The following is a 15,428-nucleotide window of genomic DNA, read 5'->3' on the forward strand; positions in this document are numbered from 1 at the left end:
AAAGGCATTCAGAAAAATATATTCCCAAATGCCTTTAAAGTATTTCAAGCGGAAATGGATTATTCCAATTCCCGTATTTTAATATTCCTGAAGGATACCTGGTTGCCATGATCCTGAAGGGCAATATGGCCACTTTCATTTTTTCCAAAGTCTTCCCAATCAGCAAACTTAGATTTACCTATCATTTCTTTCCATTTTTCACCATGTACAGGGAATTCTGCCACTATCGTACCATTAAGCGTAACGCTGCCCTTGTTGGTTTTATGGTTAATCATAATAGTTTCTTCATTCCATTCTCCTGCAGGTTTGGTAACATCTTCGCTTGCCGGTACCATATCATATAAAGCCCCGGCCTGGCGGATGGGCCCGTTTTTAGCATCTGGATGCTTTTCATTATCCAACACCTGTATTTCGGGACCTGTGTAATAAGGTTCGTTGTATTTGTCCATTTCCTGTACTCCCCACATCACGCCGCTATTGCCGCCTTCTGAAATTTTCCATTCAAAATTTAACTCAAAATTTTTATATTGTTTATTGGATATAAGATTTTCAGAGCCTTCACGATCACCTTCAGCAGGGGTAAAAATAATTGTATTCCCTTCTTTTTTCCATTGCTCTGAAATAGAATCAGAGTTATAGGCCTTCCACTGCTCCAGATTATCCCCGGCGGTAAGGTCTTCCCAATTATTTTGTTCTTCATTCATAGCCTGTTCTTCATTTACGGGCTCTTCCATTTGTTCCTTTGTTTCACTGTTATTTTTGCAACTTGCAGCTATTAATACCAGGGCAAGAAGGCTCAATCTTAGCTTTTTCATAATGTAGAGATTAGTTGGTTCCTAATAATTGTTTTAACCTTTCTTCATCTATCTCAGAACCGGCAAAATCATCAAACTTTTTGTCGGTTGCCTGGATGATATTACTTGCAATAAAAGGAGCGCCTTCCTTAGCGCCTTGTTCCGGAGATTTAATGCAGCATTCCCATTCCATTACTGCCCAGACATCACAACCATATTCGGTTAATTTTGAAAAAATGGTTTTAAAATCCACCTGGCCGTCGCCGGGGCTTCTGTATCGTCCTGCCCGGTTTATCCAGTCTTCATAACCACCAAAAGTTCCTTTTTTTCCTGTAGGATTAAATTCGGCATCTTTTACATGAAACATTTTAATGTAATCGTGGTAAAAGTCTATATACTGAATGTAATCCAGTTGTTGTAATACAAAATGGCTGGGATCGTATAAAATATTAACCCGTTTATGATTGTTGGTGGCTTCAAGAAAACGTTCAAAAGTCACCCCGTCATGGAGGTCTTCCCCGGGATGTATCTCATAGCACACATCTACATCCTGTTCTTCAAATTCGTTTAAAATAGGCAACCACCTTTCTGCCAGCTCCTGGAAACCTAATTCCACAAGCCCTGCAGGCCGCTGGGGCCATGGGTGCATGGTGTGCCAAAGCAGGGAGCCGCTAAAAGTTCCCATTACGTCCAGTCCAAGGTTACGGCTTGCCTTAGCAGCACTTTTGAGCTGATCTATTGCCCAGGCTGTACGTTCTTTTGGGTTATTATGCAGTTCCTTTGGGGCAAAATTGTCAAACATCTTGTCGTATGCAGGATGCACGGCCACCAGCTGCCCCTGTAAATGGGTGCAAAGCTCTGTTATCTCCAGCCCGTAAGATTGTATTTTACCCTTTAGTTCATCGCAATAATCTTTGCTTTCAGCAGCCTTTTTCAGGTCAATAAGCCCTTTTTCCCAGGTTGGTATTTGTATTCCTTTATATCCTAATCCCGAAGCCCATTTGCAAAGACCGTCCAGGGAGTTAAAAGGTTCTTTTTCATCAATAAATTGTGCTAAAAATACAGCAGGTCCTTTAATTGTCTTCATACTTAATCGTCAATTTTTACCCATACATTTCCCTGTTGGTGGGAATGCACGGTTTTTTCAATAAAATTCATTCCCCTAAGGCCGTCTTCAAGAGTAGGGAATTCTCCATCATAAATTTTTTCTCCGTTTATGGCTTTAGCAACTCCTTTGTAGATATTGCCCATGGAATCAAAAATTCCTTCTGGGTGTCCCGGCGGCAATTTTGTTCCGTCCAGAGAAAATGCGCTATTGTATTCATGTCCAGGTTTAAAAACCTGAACAGGTTCTCCTTCCTTCAGCAAATAAAGATAATTGGGATTTTCCTGTTCCCATTTTAGCCCTCCTTTTTTACCATAAATTTTTACGGCAAAATTATTCTCCTCACCAGTGGCAATTTGGCTGGAACGTAAAACTCCTTTCACATATTCTGAAAATCGTAAAAGAACAGTACCATCTATATCCATGGCATTGTCTTTATACATATAATTGAGGTCGGCCAAAATTTCTTTTACCTGTAGCCCGCTTACATATTCTATCATATCAAAAGCATGGGTGCCAATGTCTCCAATACAACAACTTATTCCAGACTTTTTGGGATCAAGCCTCCAGATACTGGAACGCTCCTCCTTATTATGAATAATAGGATTTATCCAGCCCTGGTAATATTGTACATCTATTTTTTGAATATCCCCAATAGCCCCGGAAGCAATCATTTCTTTCATTTGGCGTACCATGGGATAACCGGTATAGGTGTAGGTAACAGCAAATATACCTCCCGATTTTTCCTTTGTTTCTTTGAGAATTTTGGCTTCTTCATACGTAGTGGTCATTGGCTTCTCACAAATAACATTAAAGCCGTTTTCAAGAAGTTTTTTAGCCATGGAAAAGTGCAGGAAATTAGGTGTTAAAACAGAGATCACCTGCATCCTTTCCCCTTCTGGCAAAGACTTTTCTTTGGAAATTAGGGAATCCAGGTCTTTATAAACCCTGTCTGTTCTTATTCCTAATTCTTCAGCAAAATTTATACTTTCCTGAAGTTCAATGTTAAATGCTCCTCCCACAAGTTCATATTTATCGAACATTGCAGAAGCCACCCGGTGAAGAATTCCTATAAGGGAATCTCCGCCTCCGCCAAGAATTCCAAGTTTAATTTTTTTACCCATAATTTAAATTTCAATATCTTTTTTCTCAATTTTTTCATTTCTAAAGAAGATAGCAAAAAGAATCATTACTGCAAAGGCGAAAATTGCCGGAACGGTCCAGATTCCTGTCCAGTCTCTATTGCCATCGCTCATAATATAAGCATCGCTAACTAATCCTGCTGCGTAAAACCCAATAAGCATACCCACCCCGTAGGTTGCCAATGTAATAAGTCCCTGGGCAGAACTTTTAAATTTCTCCCCGGCTTTGGAATCGGTATAAATTTGGCCTGAGACAAAAAAGAAATCATAACATACGCCGTGCAATGCTATTCCTATCATCAGCATAAAGGAAAGTTCATCTGCATTACCATAAGCAAAAAGAAGATAGCGTACGCCCCAGGCAATCATCCCCATTAGCAGGGTCATTTTTATTCCATAGCGCTTCAGAAAGAATGGGATAAGCAACATAAACAGCACTTCAGAAGCCTGCCCTATAGCTGCCTTTGCGGTGGAATTGCCTACTTCAATATCTGTAAGAAAGGGGCTTAAGTGCTGGTAGTAAAAAGCAAGCGGAATACTTATAAGAATAGAGGAAACAAAAAAGATGAGGAAATTTTTACTCTTCAGCAGTTTTAAAGCATCCAGTCCCAGGATTTCAGAAATATTAGGTTTTTCCCCAGTATCTGCTTTAGGAGGAGTAGCTGGAAGGAAAAAGCTGAATATTCCCAGGAATGCAGAAGCCGCCGCAGTCATTAGAAAGGTATTTTCAAGCATTCCGTTTTCGATTGCTTCGGCCGAGTCCCAGCTAAAAATGAGGCTTATTGCCAGTCCTGAAACAATCCACCCAATGGTGCCAAAAACCCGTATAAATGAAAATTCTTTGGCAGGATCTTCCATTTGGTTGAAACTAACAGAATTTACAAGGGCAAGAGTAGGCATATAGGCAATCATATACCCAAGGATGTATGGGTAAAAAGAGGTGAAATCTTCTGCATAGGCCATTTGATACATAAGAAAAGCGCCAATTAGGTGCAAAACAGCAAGAATTTTTTCCGCATTAAAATACCTGTCGGCTATGAGCCCGATCACAAAAGGAGCAATAATAGCCCCCCAGGACTGTGTTGAAAAGGCAGTGGAAATTTGAGCCTGGGTAGCCTGCAGGTTATTTCCCAGAAATGTTCCAAGGGTAACAAACCAGCCTCCCCAGATAAAAAATTCTACAAACATCATTATGGAAAGCTGGATTCTCGTAATTTTTTTCATGTTACTGTATTTCTTGGTTTAAATTGGTTCCTTTTTTAATTAAAAGTTCTCTTGTGGCAAGTATTCCTTCTTCGGGGGGTAATCCTGTTCCTTCGTATTCTATGCCTATATAACTGTTATACCCGGCATCCTTTACAATATTCATCATTCGTCCGTAATCTATGGTTGTTTCTTCACCTTCCTCGTTAAAGGCAAAAGTTTTAGCACTTACTGCTTTGGCATATGGCATCATTTCAGCCACACCTTCATATTTTGGATATTCCTTTACACATGGTGCATCCCATAGTTCCCCATTTTCCCGTCTAAGGCAAAAATTGCCAAAATCTGGCAGCGTTCCACAGTTTTCCATGTTTACCTCTTCCATTACTTCAACCAAAAGCTTTGCATCTGAAGATAAATAGCCATGATTTTCCACCAGTACATTAATGTTTTTACCAGCAGCATATTCAGATATTCCCTTTAGGCCGGCAACAGACGAATTTCTCCAAATATCCCTGTCTTCACTACCAAATAGATTTACCCTTATGGAGTGGCATCCAAGTTTTTGAGCTGCATCAACCCATTTCTTGTGATTTTCAATAGCTTCTTCTCTGGCAGATGCATCTGGAGAGGCAAGGTCACCTTCATTGTCTACCATTATAAGGACATTCCTCACGTTGTATTCTTCGCTTTTTTGCTTCAGGGTGTCAATTAAGGCATTAAAGGCAGCCTGAGGGTCTTCTGCATCCTTGTATTTACTGGTGTAAAGCTGGCTTACATATTCAATGCCTTCAAAGCCTAATTCCCTTGCTTTTTCAGCAAAATCAACAGGATCCAGAGAACCTTCCATTATAGGTTCATGCAAAGACCATTGTGCCAGGGAAATTTTAAAAAAAGGCTCTTTATTAACTTCTACAGTTGCTGTCTCTGCCTGGGGTTCATTTTTTTTTGGAGAATTATTGCAGGAAATAAGAACAAAAAGAAGCAGCATAAAAGAGGCCGATTTTCCTTTTGCCCGGAGGAGAAATAAGTTCATAATTTTAAGTAAATGTAAGGGTTTGGTTAATTTTGATTTTGAAATTTAAATGTAGACTTTTTTTTAAAGATGTAAAATAATAAGCTTAATTTTCTATATTTGGCAGTATACCGAAAGATTTACTATTAATTAACTCCTGAAATGTGAATAATTTATATGAAAATGACAGCTATGATGCTATAGTTGTTGGTACCGGAATAAGCGGGGGATGGGCCGCTAAAGAATTGTGTGAAAAGGGTTTTAAAACCCTGGTGTTGGAGAGAGGCCCTATGGTGGAACATATTAAAGATTACCCTACCATGAATGATGATCCCTGGGACTATAAGTACAAGGGACAACTCACCCGCGAAGAGCAAAAAAGGCAATATAAACAATCCCGCGCCGGTTACACTACCAATAAGGCAAGCGCCCATTGGTTTGTAGACGATATAAAACATCCTTACAATGAAGCAAAAAGGTTTGACTGGATGCGCGGCTATCATGTGGGAGGCAGATCTATCATGTGGGGCCGGCATAGCTACAGGTTAAGCGATATAGATTTTACAGCAAACAAAAACGATGGGGTTGGAGTAGATTGGCCTATACGATATAAAGATATTGCTCCATGGTACGATTATGTTGAATCCTATATTGGAGTGAGCGGGGAGAAACTTGGGTTGGCCCAACTGCCTGATGGCATTTTTCTTCCGCCCATGGAACTCAATTGTGTGGAAGACCATCTAAGAAAAAGTATTGCAGAGAATTTTGACGGGAGGGTAATGACGATGGGCCGGGTGGCGCATATCACCGGAGATAAGAAGTTTGAAGGGCGTAACAAGTGTATGTTCAGGAACAGGTGTATAAGAGGCTGCCCTTATGGTGCTTATTTTAGCAGTAATGCTTCAACGCTTCCCGCTGCAGGAAGAACGGGAAATATGACCCTCAGGCCAAATTCTATTGTTCATGAAGTGGTTTATGATCCTGATACTAAAAAGGCCACCGGCGTTAAAATTATTGATGCTGAAACTAAAGAGAGTATAGAATATAAGGCTAATGTAGTCTTTCTTTGTGCTTCTACAATGGCCTCAACAAGTATACTTTTACAGTCAAAATCGGACCGCTTTCCCGACGGACTTGGAAATGACAGTGGAGAACTGGGACATAATGTGATGGATCATCACTTTAAGGTAGGAGCATCTGCCACTTATGATGGGTTTGAAGACTCTTATTATAAAGGAAGGAAACCAAATGGCATTTATCTGCCGCGTTTTAGAAATCTGGAAGGCAGTGAGAAAATGCCGTTCAAGCGCGGTTACGGTTACCAGGGAGGAGCCAGCAGGACCAATTGGGAAGATAGTATTGCTGAAGCTTCTTATGGAAAAGAGTTAAAAGAAGCGGTCTCAAAACCCGGTAAATGGACAATGGGACTTGTAGGTTTTGGGGAAACCCTTCCTTATCATGAAAACCGGATGTTTCTGGATTATGACAAAAAGGATGAATGGGGTTTGCCAACCATTACTTTTGACGCCGAATTTAAAGAAAATGAAATGCTGATGCGTAAAGACATGCAGGAACAGGCCGTGGCTATGTTGGAAAAAGGTGGTTTTAAAGAGGTAAGGCCTTATGATGAACTTGGGGCACCGGGATTGGGAATACATGAGATGGGAACTGCCAGGATGGGCAGGGATCCTGAAACGTCTGTTTTAAACGGAAACAATCAACTACATGCCGTATCCAATGTGTACGTGACCGATGGTGCTTTTATGGCTTCTTCGGGCTGCCAAAACCCTTCCTTAACGTATATGGCAATGACGGCAAGAGCTGCAGATCATGCATCAAAAAACTTTAAAAAATCTAACGCTTAAATTCTAAAATGATGAATAGAAGACAGGCATTAAAAAATATTGGCCTTGGAGCGGGCATCATGGTTGTGGGACCAACAACCTTAAGCTTACTCCAAAGCTGTAAAAATGACCCCTCATATAGCTGGCAGCCCGTATTTTTAACAGCAGCAAATGGGCATGCTCTAAAAAGGGTGCTTGATGTAATTCTTCCCACAACAGATACTCCAGGGGCAGAAGATTTAAATATCGCCAAATTCCTGGATTCTTATATGGCTGAAGTGGCCTCTCCTGATAGACAGGAACAATTTACAAACTCTGCCAATGCTTTTGCTCAGGCTTTTAAAAATGAATTTGATAAAGAACCTCACGAAGCAGATCAGGAAGAATTTGAAAAAATTGTGGAAAAATATCTTCGGGCAACTCCGGCTGAAAAGGAGCGTTACATGAAGCGGAATTCAGAAACGCAGGACCCGCAGGATAAAGATCCAGATCAAGATCCCGTAGAGGAGGAGCCAAAAAATGAAGGAAATCTAGACCCAGATGCAGGAGCATATTCCTATCTTCAGGAGGTTAGGCAAATGGGTATTTGGGCATGGAAAACCAGTGAAGAAATTGGGGAAAATGTCTTATGGTATGATCCTGTTCCAGGACAATACATCCCATGTGCACCGGTAGAAGAGGTTGGTAATGGTAAAGCCATGGCTCTTTAAACCACCTGTTAGTTATTTTTTAAAGTTTCCGGAACTGCAATACGTGCCTTCTCCGGCAACATGTTAACCTCTATCTTCGTCCTTTCCCCCCTGTATTCTCCGTCTATCTGGAATGGTACGGGGTGAGGAGAGGTTACGGTAGCCTTTTTTACAGGAATTATCCTTATAAAGTCCTTGCTGAGTGCAGCCTCATTGCGTAAAGTTTTCAGCATCTCCATGAGATCAAAATCTTTAAATATCAGGATTTCCATTATTCCGTCATTTAGCTTCCCATTAGGATTCACATTAGCCCCGGTACCATATTTCTTGGCGTTGGCAAAAGCCAGCAAGATACCTTCTTCAGTAATAGTTTCTCCTTCGGTTTCTATGGTAAATGTATAGGGATACTTGCTCTTAATAAGTGTGGGCACGGTTTGCAACAGATAGCCAAATTTTCCGCGGAAGGAAGATTCTTCATAATTCCGGATTAATTCTGCATTGATGCCCAGATCACTCATGTGTAGCCCAATTTCATCATTAAGGCAAATGAGATCGATATCCAGAAATGTATTGCCCAAGGCTACATCAATTTGTTCCTCAAGGCTTTCCGGGATATTAAGATTAAGGGCCAGGGCATTTGCCGAGCCGCTGGGGATAATTCCCATGGGAATTTTAAAACCTTTGGTAGCTTCTGCCACCATTTTTATAGTGCCGTCGCCGCCTGCGGCAATAATCCTCCAGGGTTTTCTTTCTTCAGCCATTCTTTTAATATTCTCAAGATCTTTTTCCCCTTTGGTATAATAGATAAAAAGTTCTACTCCGGTATCTTCTATTATCGCTTTTAATTCATCTATCATGTGTTGTTTATCAATGTCTCCTGAAATAGGATTTACAATTAATAAAATTTCTTTAATGTCTCCCATAGATTTACTCATATTGCTTAAAATTAAGTATTTTGTAGATGAATGTTAGTTAGAGAAAAATTAAAGCTTTGAAACTTGATTTAAAATTGTACCGGGGTTATGTTAACGACCAGGAACTCATTGTTTTTGGGCATGTTTTTAAATCCTGGGCTCCAGATAAATACCGCCTTGACCGTAAAGGAATTCGCCACGCTTTTTCCATTATCCATATGTTCAGGATCAAGCCCCTGCCAAATGTAAAAATCAGGCTGAAATTTAAAAATCTAGATGTTACTACAAAAACACAGGAAGATGGTTATTTTCGTTTTTCGGTGCCTTTCACAGATGAACTGGAAAGCGGCTGGCACAAATATGAGGTCATTTGCGACCTGCATGAATTCGGTATTATTGAAAAAGGAGAATTGCTTAAACCTTACAAAAGTAAATTTGCCATTATTTCAGATATAGATGATACCTTCCTGATCTCCCACAGCAACAGCTTCTTTAAAAAGCTGTATGTGATGCTTTCCAAAAATGTGAACAAGCGCAAAATCTTCAGCGATGTGGTAAAACATTACCGCGCCCTTAGTATTGCGGGGCAGGATAGTGAAGAAGCTTCAAACTCTTTTTTCTATGTTTCCAGCAGTGAATGGAATTTATATGAGTTTATTGAAGAATTTGCGCGCATACATGAGCTTCCCAAAGCGGTTATTAAGCTGAAAAAAATAAAGACAGGGATTCGTGATTTTCTTTCCAGCGGAAGAGGCAGCCACAATCACAAATATGATAAAATAAAAGATATTATCGCCTTTTATCCAAAATTGCAATATGTACTGCTGGGGGACGATTCGCAAAAAGACCCTTATCTTTATGAAAGAATTTGTAAAACTTATCCGTTAAGTATTGGGGCCATTTATATTAGGCAGACCAGAAGTTCCCAAAAAAAGGAAGTGCTGGAAGTGCTTAAGAATATAGAAGATATGGGTGTGTCCACCTGCTATTTTAAAAACAGCGAAAAGGCCATAGAGCATTCAAAGGAAGTAGAAATTATCTAAAATTTTTCAACTATTTTCAGTACGCTTTCTGCAGAAATGACCACCGTTTTTCTATTGTTTCCAATATCTTTGTGGTTTTTTAAACATCCAAAAACCTTTCCTGTTGGAATTATTAGATTTTGTTGCTTCTCAAACTGAAATCAGCCGGAAAAGCCTGACAAATACTCTGGGCCTTTTAGGCCAGGATGCCACTATCCCCTTTATTGCCCGTTATAGAAAAGAGGCCACAGGCAACCTGTCTGAAGTGGAGATTGAAAAAATTGCCAACCTTGCCAATTTATGGACAGAACTTGAAAAAAGAAAGGTTAGTATCCTTAAATCTGTTGAAGAACAAGGGGTATTAAGTGATTCCTTAAAGCAACAAATAAAAAATACCAAAAGTTTAATTGAGCTGGAAGATCTTTACCTGCCATTTAAAAAGAAAAGAAAAACTAAAGCAGATGCCGCAAGGGAACAGGGCTTAGAGCCTCTTGCCAGAATTATTATGGCACAGAATGCCGCGCATCCCGAAGCAACGGCTGAAAAATTTGTAAAGGGTGAAATCGTTTCGGCTTCAGAAGCAATTGAAGGCGCTAAGAATATTATAGCCGAATGGATAAATGAAAACAAGATCGTACGTTCCCGTTTGAGAACGCTTTATGGCAGGACGGCTGTAATTTCTTCAAAAGTGGTAAAAGCAGAAGAAAATAAAGCTGAAGCACAAAAGTATCAGCAGTATTTTGACTGGACAGAAAGCTTAAGCCGGATTCCTTCCCATCGATTCCTTGCACTTCACAGGGCACAGGTAGAAAATATTTTGCGTATTAAAATTGAAGTAGATCCGGAAGAGGCCAGGAGGCTGATTTCCCGTACTATTATCAAGGGAACTTCTTCTAAGGCAACTGCCGTAATTTCTGAAGCGATAGCTGATGCTTTTAAGAGACTGCTAAAACCTTCATTTACCGCAGAATTTTTAAATTCGGCTAAAGAAAAGGCAGACGAAGAGGCTATCGCCGTTTTTGCCTCGAACCTGGAGCAGTTGTTAATTGCACCCCCGCTTGGCAGTAAGAGGATTCTTGCTATTGATCCCGGATTTAAGTCTGGATGCAAAGTAGTGTGCCTTGATGAAAATGGAGGTTTGCTTTACAATGAAAATATTTATCCGCATCCGCCACAGAAGGAATTTACCATGGCGATGAAGAAATTAAAATCGCTGGTTAACGCCTATAAAATTGAAGCAATTTCTATTGGAAACGGCACGGCCTCCCGGGAAACGGAACACCTGGTTAAAAAGATCAAATTTGACAAAGAAGTGCCCATTTTTGTAGTAAATGAGGCCGGGGCTTCGGTTTATTCCGCATCAAAAATTGCCAGGGAAGAGTTTCTCGATTATGATATAACGGTTCGCGGGGCGGTTTCCATAGGCCGCAGGCTAATTGATCCTTTGGCAGAACTGGTGAAAATTGATCCCAAATCTATCGGGGTAGGGCAGTACCAGCATGAGGTAGATCAAACAAAGTTGAAGAATAAACTGGATAATGTGGTAATGAGCTGCGTAAACCGCATTGGGGTGAATGTGAATACGGCAAGTAAGGAACTTTTGTCTTATGTTTCGGGGATTGGTCCTGGCTTAGCATCTCACATTATTAGCTATAGGAGCGAAAACAACGGGTTCCATAACCGGCAGGAATTACTGAAGGTGCCGCGGTTAGGCGTAAAAGCTTTTGAACAGTCTGCAGGTTTTCTGCGGATAAAAAACACTAAAAACCCGCTGGATAATACCGGGATTCATCCGGAAAGTTATGCCATTGTAGAAAAAATGGCGGCTGATAAAAACCTGACACTGGAGCAGCTGGTTGGAAATAAAGAAGCTGTTCAAAATTTGAAATTTTCGGCTTATACTTCTGCGGAAGTTGGGCTGCCTACGCTACAGGATATCAAACAAGAACTTGAAAAGCCAGGGCTGGATCCCCGAAGTAAAATCACCCAATTTGAATTTGACCCTTCAGTTAAAACAATTGAGGATCTAAAGGAAGGAATGAAATTGCCGGGACTGGTAAACAACATTACCAATTTTGGTTGTTTTGTGGATATCGGCATTAAAGAAAGCGGCCTTGTTCATATTTCCAAACTTGCCAAAAAGTATGTTTCTGATGTAAATGAAGTAGTAAAACTAAATCAGCAGGTAGAAGTAACTGTTCTGGAAGTAGATTTGGCCCGGAAGAGGATACAATTGTCGCTGGTGGATTAAATATTTCTACACGTGATTTTGTGATGCTAATAAAAAGGGCCAACTAAAGTCGGCCCCAATTCTCATAGGTTAAATTTACATCGAGATTAGCTGTCTAAGTCTCTTCGCCCCCTGTATTCCCGGTTTCTAAATTCTTCGCGGTCATAAAAAGGATCGTCTTCATTATATTCGTGTTCCCGTTCGGCTTCTTCCCTGTCTGCAGCGTAACTGCTTTTTCTCTTCCTTTCATAATCGCCCTTCTCCCGGCTAAAGGCATCATCACCAATATATTCATCCTGCGGCCGCTCTGAGGATTGCTCACTTTCAAAATCCCTGTTATAAGAAGTGTTGCCACGCGTATCAGGGCCATTTACTTTTTTTCTTCTGGCCTGTTCGTCTACATCTTCAAAACGCTGATGTTCCTTTTCTCTTTCACTTTGAAATTCCCGGTCATAAGAAGTATCGGCATGCCGGGCAGAACCTACTGTACCTTTCTTCGGCCTGTCTTCTGTAGCTCGATGGCGTGGATGATCCCTTTCTTCAATTTCCCTTCGGCGTATTTCTTCATCAGATAGGGAATTAATTGAGGTTCCGCGGTGTCTGCCGTCATCTACCAAATCTTCAGCCTCCCTTTCCCGGCTGCTGTGCGCTCTTTTCCTGTCTTCCTCTACAATGTCCCGGTCGCGGTTATAGGATTTAAGGACATTATTTTCATAATGACGCTCTACATTAGTGCCGGAACGGTATCTTTTTGTCTCTGAAAAAGTCTGGTAATCAATAGTATCTGTGTAAACAAATTTCTGATCTTTATTAAAACCCACCATTCCAATGGGAATAATTACGTGATTTTCGCCCTCTTTGTTTATAAACTCATGCACATTTTCATTAGCAGGCGCACCGTATGGGTCGTGGTCTGCTTCAATTATGGTAGAATCTACTTCTACATCAAGATAAACCACCCTTTCCAGGTCCTTATTAACCAACAAGTTATCTACCTTCCCAATAACGCGGTTGTCCCTGTCTTTTACGGACCATCCGCGGACATCGGGATCATGTTTCGAAATTTTATAATCTGACAACTCGCTAAAATGGTATAAATGCTTATGCTTTTCTGTGGTACTCATATTCTTCTATATTTAAAATGGTTGTTTCTATGTTGTATTTCCTGAACCTGAGCAAGAGCTTCATTTTGAAAATAGAATTGACCCTGTAAGGCTTTTTTCAGATAAAAAATATTAGATTGTTTGTACAGGTTCTTCAAATTTTGATTTATAGCTACTTTCTCTGTTCTTTTAAACTGAAGGATAATTACTCCCTTATCATTCATCAGGATAAGAAAAAGCAGCATTCCCAATGTTGTTATCAGAAAAATTATTCTAAAGCTCTTTTTCTTTTTCAGGTTCATTAATAATATCCTTTGTGTAAACAATTCTAAGGTAATAACATCAAATTCTAAATATATTTAAGCTTTGCATAAAGTATTGTTAATTAAGGCTTAAGAAAAATAGGGAAATGTAAAATATAAAAAAGCCGGAAAAATTTTCCGGCCTTCGTATTTACTGAAAATTGCTAATTATTGGTTTAAAAAGTTCCTGAAGGGAAAACCACCAGACTTTCATGACCGTTTTTTCCAACTGTAGAAACCCCAAAGAAGTAATTGTCTATTACAATACCTTCCAGTGTAAATTCATTTACATCGCCCACAAATCGTGAATTGTCCCAGGTTGGGGAAGTAGTGTCTCTCCAGTAGATCTTATAACCTGCAATATCCCCCTCTGCTTTTTCCCATCGAAGTTTAGCTGAAGGCTCTACAATCCCGCCAATTTTTACATTTTTGGGAGCTGGAGGAGCCCAGGCAAGGCTCGCCATATTAATGGCATTTACTGCAGTTAATTTTTTCGCATAATCAAAATTTACTCCTTCTATTACATCTCCGTATTTAATCCCGTTTTCTGTTCTTAAATCCTGGTGTTGCCTATTATAATTTTCATGAGCTTCCATAATCCTTACCCCGGCGTAACCAAGATCGTTAAAAGACCTGTGGTGGCCGCCGCGCCCAAAACGATCCAGCCTGTACACCATAATCGGGTTCATTTCCGGCATGTAGTTTTCTGTGGTTTTATGGATATATCGTGCAAGCTGCCGGGAGATACCGTCTACCTCGCCACCGTAATACCTACGCATTCTTCTTTCCTGTTCTGTCTCTGTAGGCGGGACGGGCTCTGAAAAAATCCTGAAGTCCCTGTTGCTAATTACCCCGTCTACACCTTCAATATTTCCAATCATATCGTTATTGAGAACTCCAATAATTTCCCAGTTATTCTCTTTTGCATATTCTGCCAGCCCTTTTCCGCCAAAAAGGCCCTGTTCTTCCCCGGAGAGTCCCGCATAAATAATACTGCTTTCAAATTTGTACTGAGACAACACCCGGGCAGCTTCCATTGCACCGGCCATTCCGCTGGCATTATCGTTAGCACCTGGGGCATCTCCTTTAAAATCTGTGGCATCAGAATTTCGGGAATCAATATCCCCGCTCATTATTATATACCGGTTTGGATATTTTGTCCCTTTCTGGATGGCAACCACATTTACCACAAGAGCTTCGTGTGGGATTCTCTCGCCATCTTCAGGGGATACTAAATTCTTTTGATAAAAGACATCCAGGCAGTTATCACATTCTGCTGAAATCTGGTCAAATTGCGATTTTATCCAGCGTCTTGCGGCACCAATTCCACGAGTGTTGGAGACTGTGTCGCTAAAAGTGTTCCTTGTTCCAAACCCGGCCAGTTTCCTGATATCTTTTTCAATTCTGTCTGCAGAGACATGGTCTATGATATCATACAGGCGCTCATCTGTACTCTGGGAAAATGCAGGAGTGAAAAAACAGAAGCTAAAGAATAAAAGAATTGGACTAAGGGAGAGTTTTCTAAATTTTACCATGAAATTTTTTTGAAGGTAATTTAAGCAAAGTTTTCTCTACGGTACAAATGCAACGGAGAATAATAGGCATAAAAAAACCCCGGGATTCCGAGGTTTTGTTTTTTTACTTCTTCAGGTCTAGCTGGCTTTCATCTCGTGAACTTCTGCCTTAGCTTCGTTTACCTTCTCTTTTGTTTTCGAATCGGTAAGGTTAGCCTTCGATTTTGCTTTAAGAGCATCCACTTTGTGGCTAAGAGAATCGGTGAAATTATTTATTTTTCCTTTTGCTCCGGAGATGTAATCATCTGAAGTCTGTGCGATCCTTTTACGGGTATCTGCACCTTTTTTGGGAGCAAGTAGAAGGCCTGCAAGCGCTCCCGCAGCTGCACCTGATATTAATCCAAGCAATAATTTTCCTGATTTCATAATAGCTATATTTTAAATTTTAGTTTGTAATAGGTTAGCAGTAAATATAAGGCAATGTTAATTTGGAACCATACATACAGAGTTAACATTGGCATAAACTTTAACCAGAATTGTCAATAAATTTA

General features: G+C 40.3%; 13 protein-coding genes. 4 read left to right on the plus strand and 9 right to left on the minus strand.

The features are described 5' to 3' along the window. Nucleotides 1-59: 59 nt before the first annotated feature. Genes AB8M93_RS02140 through AB8M93_RS02160 form a run of 5 tightly spaced genes read right to left on the minus strand, consistent with a single transcriptional unit; the run spans nt 60 to nt 5,280 of the window. A complete protein-coding gene (locus AB8M93_RS02140) occupies nt 60-815 on the minus strand; it encodes a 3-keto-disaccharide hydrolase (RefSeq protein WP_373055981.1) in 756 nt (251 codons plus the stop codon). Between the two features lie 10 nt (nt 816-825). Then, complete coding sequence (locus AB8M93_RS02145) at nt 826-1,881, minus strand: sugar phosphate isomerase/epimerase family protein (RefSeq protein ID WP_373055982.1); 1,056 nt, start codon at nt 1,879-1,881, stop codon at nt 826-828. 2 nt (nt 1,882-1,883) lie between these two features. Then, entirely contained in the window at nt 1,884-3,023 is a 1,140-nt protein-coding gene (locus AB8M93_RS02150) for a Gfo/Idh/MocA family protein (RefSeq protein ID WP_373055983.1), read from the minus strand. Nucleotides 3,024-3,026: 3 nt separating this feature from the next. After that, nucleotides 3,027-4,265, minus strand: a complete 1,239-nt coding sequence (locus AB8M93_RS02155) for a nucleoside permease (RefSeq protein WP_373055984.1) — start codon at nt 4,263-4,265, stop codon at nt 3,027-3,029. 1 nt (nt 4,266) lies between these two features. Next, nucleotides 4,267-5,280, minus strand: a complete 1,014-nt coding sequence (locus AB8M93_RS02160) for a sugar phosphate isomerase/epimerase family protein (protein WP_373055985.1) — start codon at nt 5,278-5,280, stop codon at nt 4,267-4,269. A 143-nt stretch (nt 5,281-5,423) separates the two neighbouring features. On the opposite strand from AB8M93_RS02160, the gene AB8M93_RS02165 reads away from it, so the two are divergent. Together AB8M93_RS02165 and AB8M93_RS02170 are read left to right on the plus strand one after the other, a co-directional pair. Further along, a complete protein-coding gene (locus AB8M93_RS02165) occupies nt 5,424-7,124 on the plus strand; it encodes a GMC oxidoreductase (protein ID WP_373055986.1) in 1,701 nt (566 codons plus the stop codon). A gap of 8 nt (nt 7,125-7,132) precedes the next feature. Beyond that, nucleotides 7,133-7,813 (plus strand): gluconate 2-dehydrogenase subunit 3 family protein, encoded by a 681-nt coding sequence (locus tag AB8M93_RS02170; protein WP_373055987.1) that lies wholly within the window; start codon nt 7,133-7,135, stop codon nt 7,811-7,813. 8 nt (nt 7,814-7,821) lie between these two features. Here AB8M93_RS02170 and AB8M93_RS02175 read toward each other — a convergent pair whose 3' ends face one another. Next, the gene (locus AB8M93_RS02175) at nt 7,822-8,727 is read right to left on the minus strand and encodes a diacylglycerol/lipid kinase family protein (RefSeq protein ID WP_373055988.1); all 906 of its coding nucleotides are present in this window, start codon (nt 8,725-8,727) and stop codon (nt 7,822-7,824) included. A 56-nt stretch (nt 8,728-8,783) separates the two neighbouring features. Here AB8M93_RS02175 and AB8M93_RS02180 point away from each other — a divergent pair, with 56 nt between their 5' ends. Together AB8M93_RS02180 and AB8M93_RS02185 are read left to right on the plus strand one after the other, a co-directional pair. Beyond that, entirely contained in the window at nt 8,784-9,749 is a 966-nt protein-coding gene (locus AB8M93_RS02180; protein ID WP_373055989.1) for an App1 family protein phosphatidate phosphatase, read from the plus strand. A gap of 103 nt (nt 9,750-9,852) precedes the next feature. Beyond that, nucleotides 9,853-11,979: a Tex family protein gene (locus AB8M93_RS02185; protein WP_373055990.1), complete on the plus strand. Its 2,127-nt coding sequence runs from the start codon at nt 9,853-9,855 to the stop codon at nt 11,977-11,979. A gap of 86 nt (nt 11,980-12,065) precedes the next feature. Here AB8M93_RS02185 and AB8M93_RS02190 read toward each other — a convergent pair whose 3' ends face one another. The 3 genes from AB8M93_RS02190 to AB8M93_RS02200 form a co-directional block, all read right to left on the minus strand. Beyond that, a complete protein-coding gene (locus AB8M93_RS02190; RefSeq protein ID WP_373055991.1) occupies nt 12,066-13,082 on the minus strand; it encodes a YlmC/YmxH family sporulation protein in 1,017 nt (338 codons plus the stop codon). A 457-nt stretch (nt 13,083-13,539) separates the two neighbouring features. Beyond that, complete coding sequence (locus tag AB8M93_RS02195) at nt 13,540-14,898, minus strand: M28 family metallopeptidase (protein ID WP_373055992.1); 1,359 nt, start codon at nt 14,896-14,898, stop codon at nt 13,540-13,542. Nucleotides 14,899-15,015: 117 nt separating this feature from the next. Then, nucleotides 15,016-15,303: a YtxH domain-containing protein gene (locus tag AB8M93_RS02200; RefSeq protein ID WP_373055993.1), complete on the minus strand. Its 288-nt coding sequence runs from the start codon at nt 15,301-15,303 to the stop codon at nt 15,016-15,018. Between the last annotated feature and the right edge of the window lie 125 nt (nt 15,304-15,428).

This window comes from Autumnicola aciditolerans (assembly GCF_041679265.1).
Classification (GTDB): Bacteria; Bacteroidota; Bacteroidia; order Flavobacteriales; family Flavobacteriaceae; genus Autumnicola.

What these genes read in the sequence shown, in the direction of transcription:
- AB8M93_RS02140 (WP_373055981.1), bottom strand. Translation starts at nt 815, where the DNA reads ATGAAAAAGCTAAGATTGAGCCTTCTTGCCCTGGTATTAATAGCTGCA.
- AB8M93_RS02175 (WP_373055988.1), bottom strand. Translation starts at nt 8,727, where the DNA reads ATGAGTAAATCTATGGGAGACATTAAAGAAATTTTATTAATTGTAAAT.
- AB8M93_RS02150 (WP_373055983.1), bottom strand. Translation starts at nt 3,023, where the DNA reads ATGGGTAAAAAAATTAAACTTGGAATTCTTGGCGGAGGCGGAGATTCC.
- AB8M93_RS02145 (WP_373055982.1), bottom strand. Translation starts at nt 1,881, where the DNA reads ATGAAGACAATTAAAGGACCTGCTGTATTTTTAGCACAATTTATTGAT.
- AB8M93_RS02170 (WP_373055987.1), top strand. Translation starts at nt 7,133, where the DNA reads ATGATGAATAGAAGACAGGCATTAAAAAATATTGGCCTTGGAGCGGGC.
- AB8M93_RS02200 (WP_373055993.1), bottom strand. Translation starts at nt 15,303, where the DNA reads ATGAAATCAGGAAAATTATTGCTTGGATTAATATCAGGTGCAGCTGCG.
- AB8M93_RS02190 (WP_373055991.1), bottom strand. Translation starts at nt 13,082, where the DNA reads ATGAGTACCACAGAAAAGCATAAGCATTTATACCATTTTAGCGAGTTG.
- AB8M93_RS02155 (WP_373055984.1), bottom strand. Translation starts at nt 4,265, where the DNA reads ATGAAAAAAATTACGAGAATCCAGCTTTCCATAATGATGTTTGTAGAA.
- AB8M93_RS02195 (WP_373055992.1), bottom strand. Translation starts at nt 14,898, where the DNA reads ATGGTAAAATTTAGAAAACTCTCCCTTAGTCCAATTCTTTTATTCTTT.
- AB8M93_RS02160 (WP_373055985.1), bottom strand. Translation starts at nt 5,280, where the DNA reads ATGAACTTATTTCTCCTCCGGGCAAAAGGAAAATCGGCCTCTTTTATG.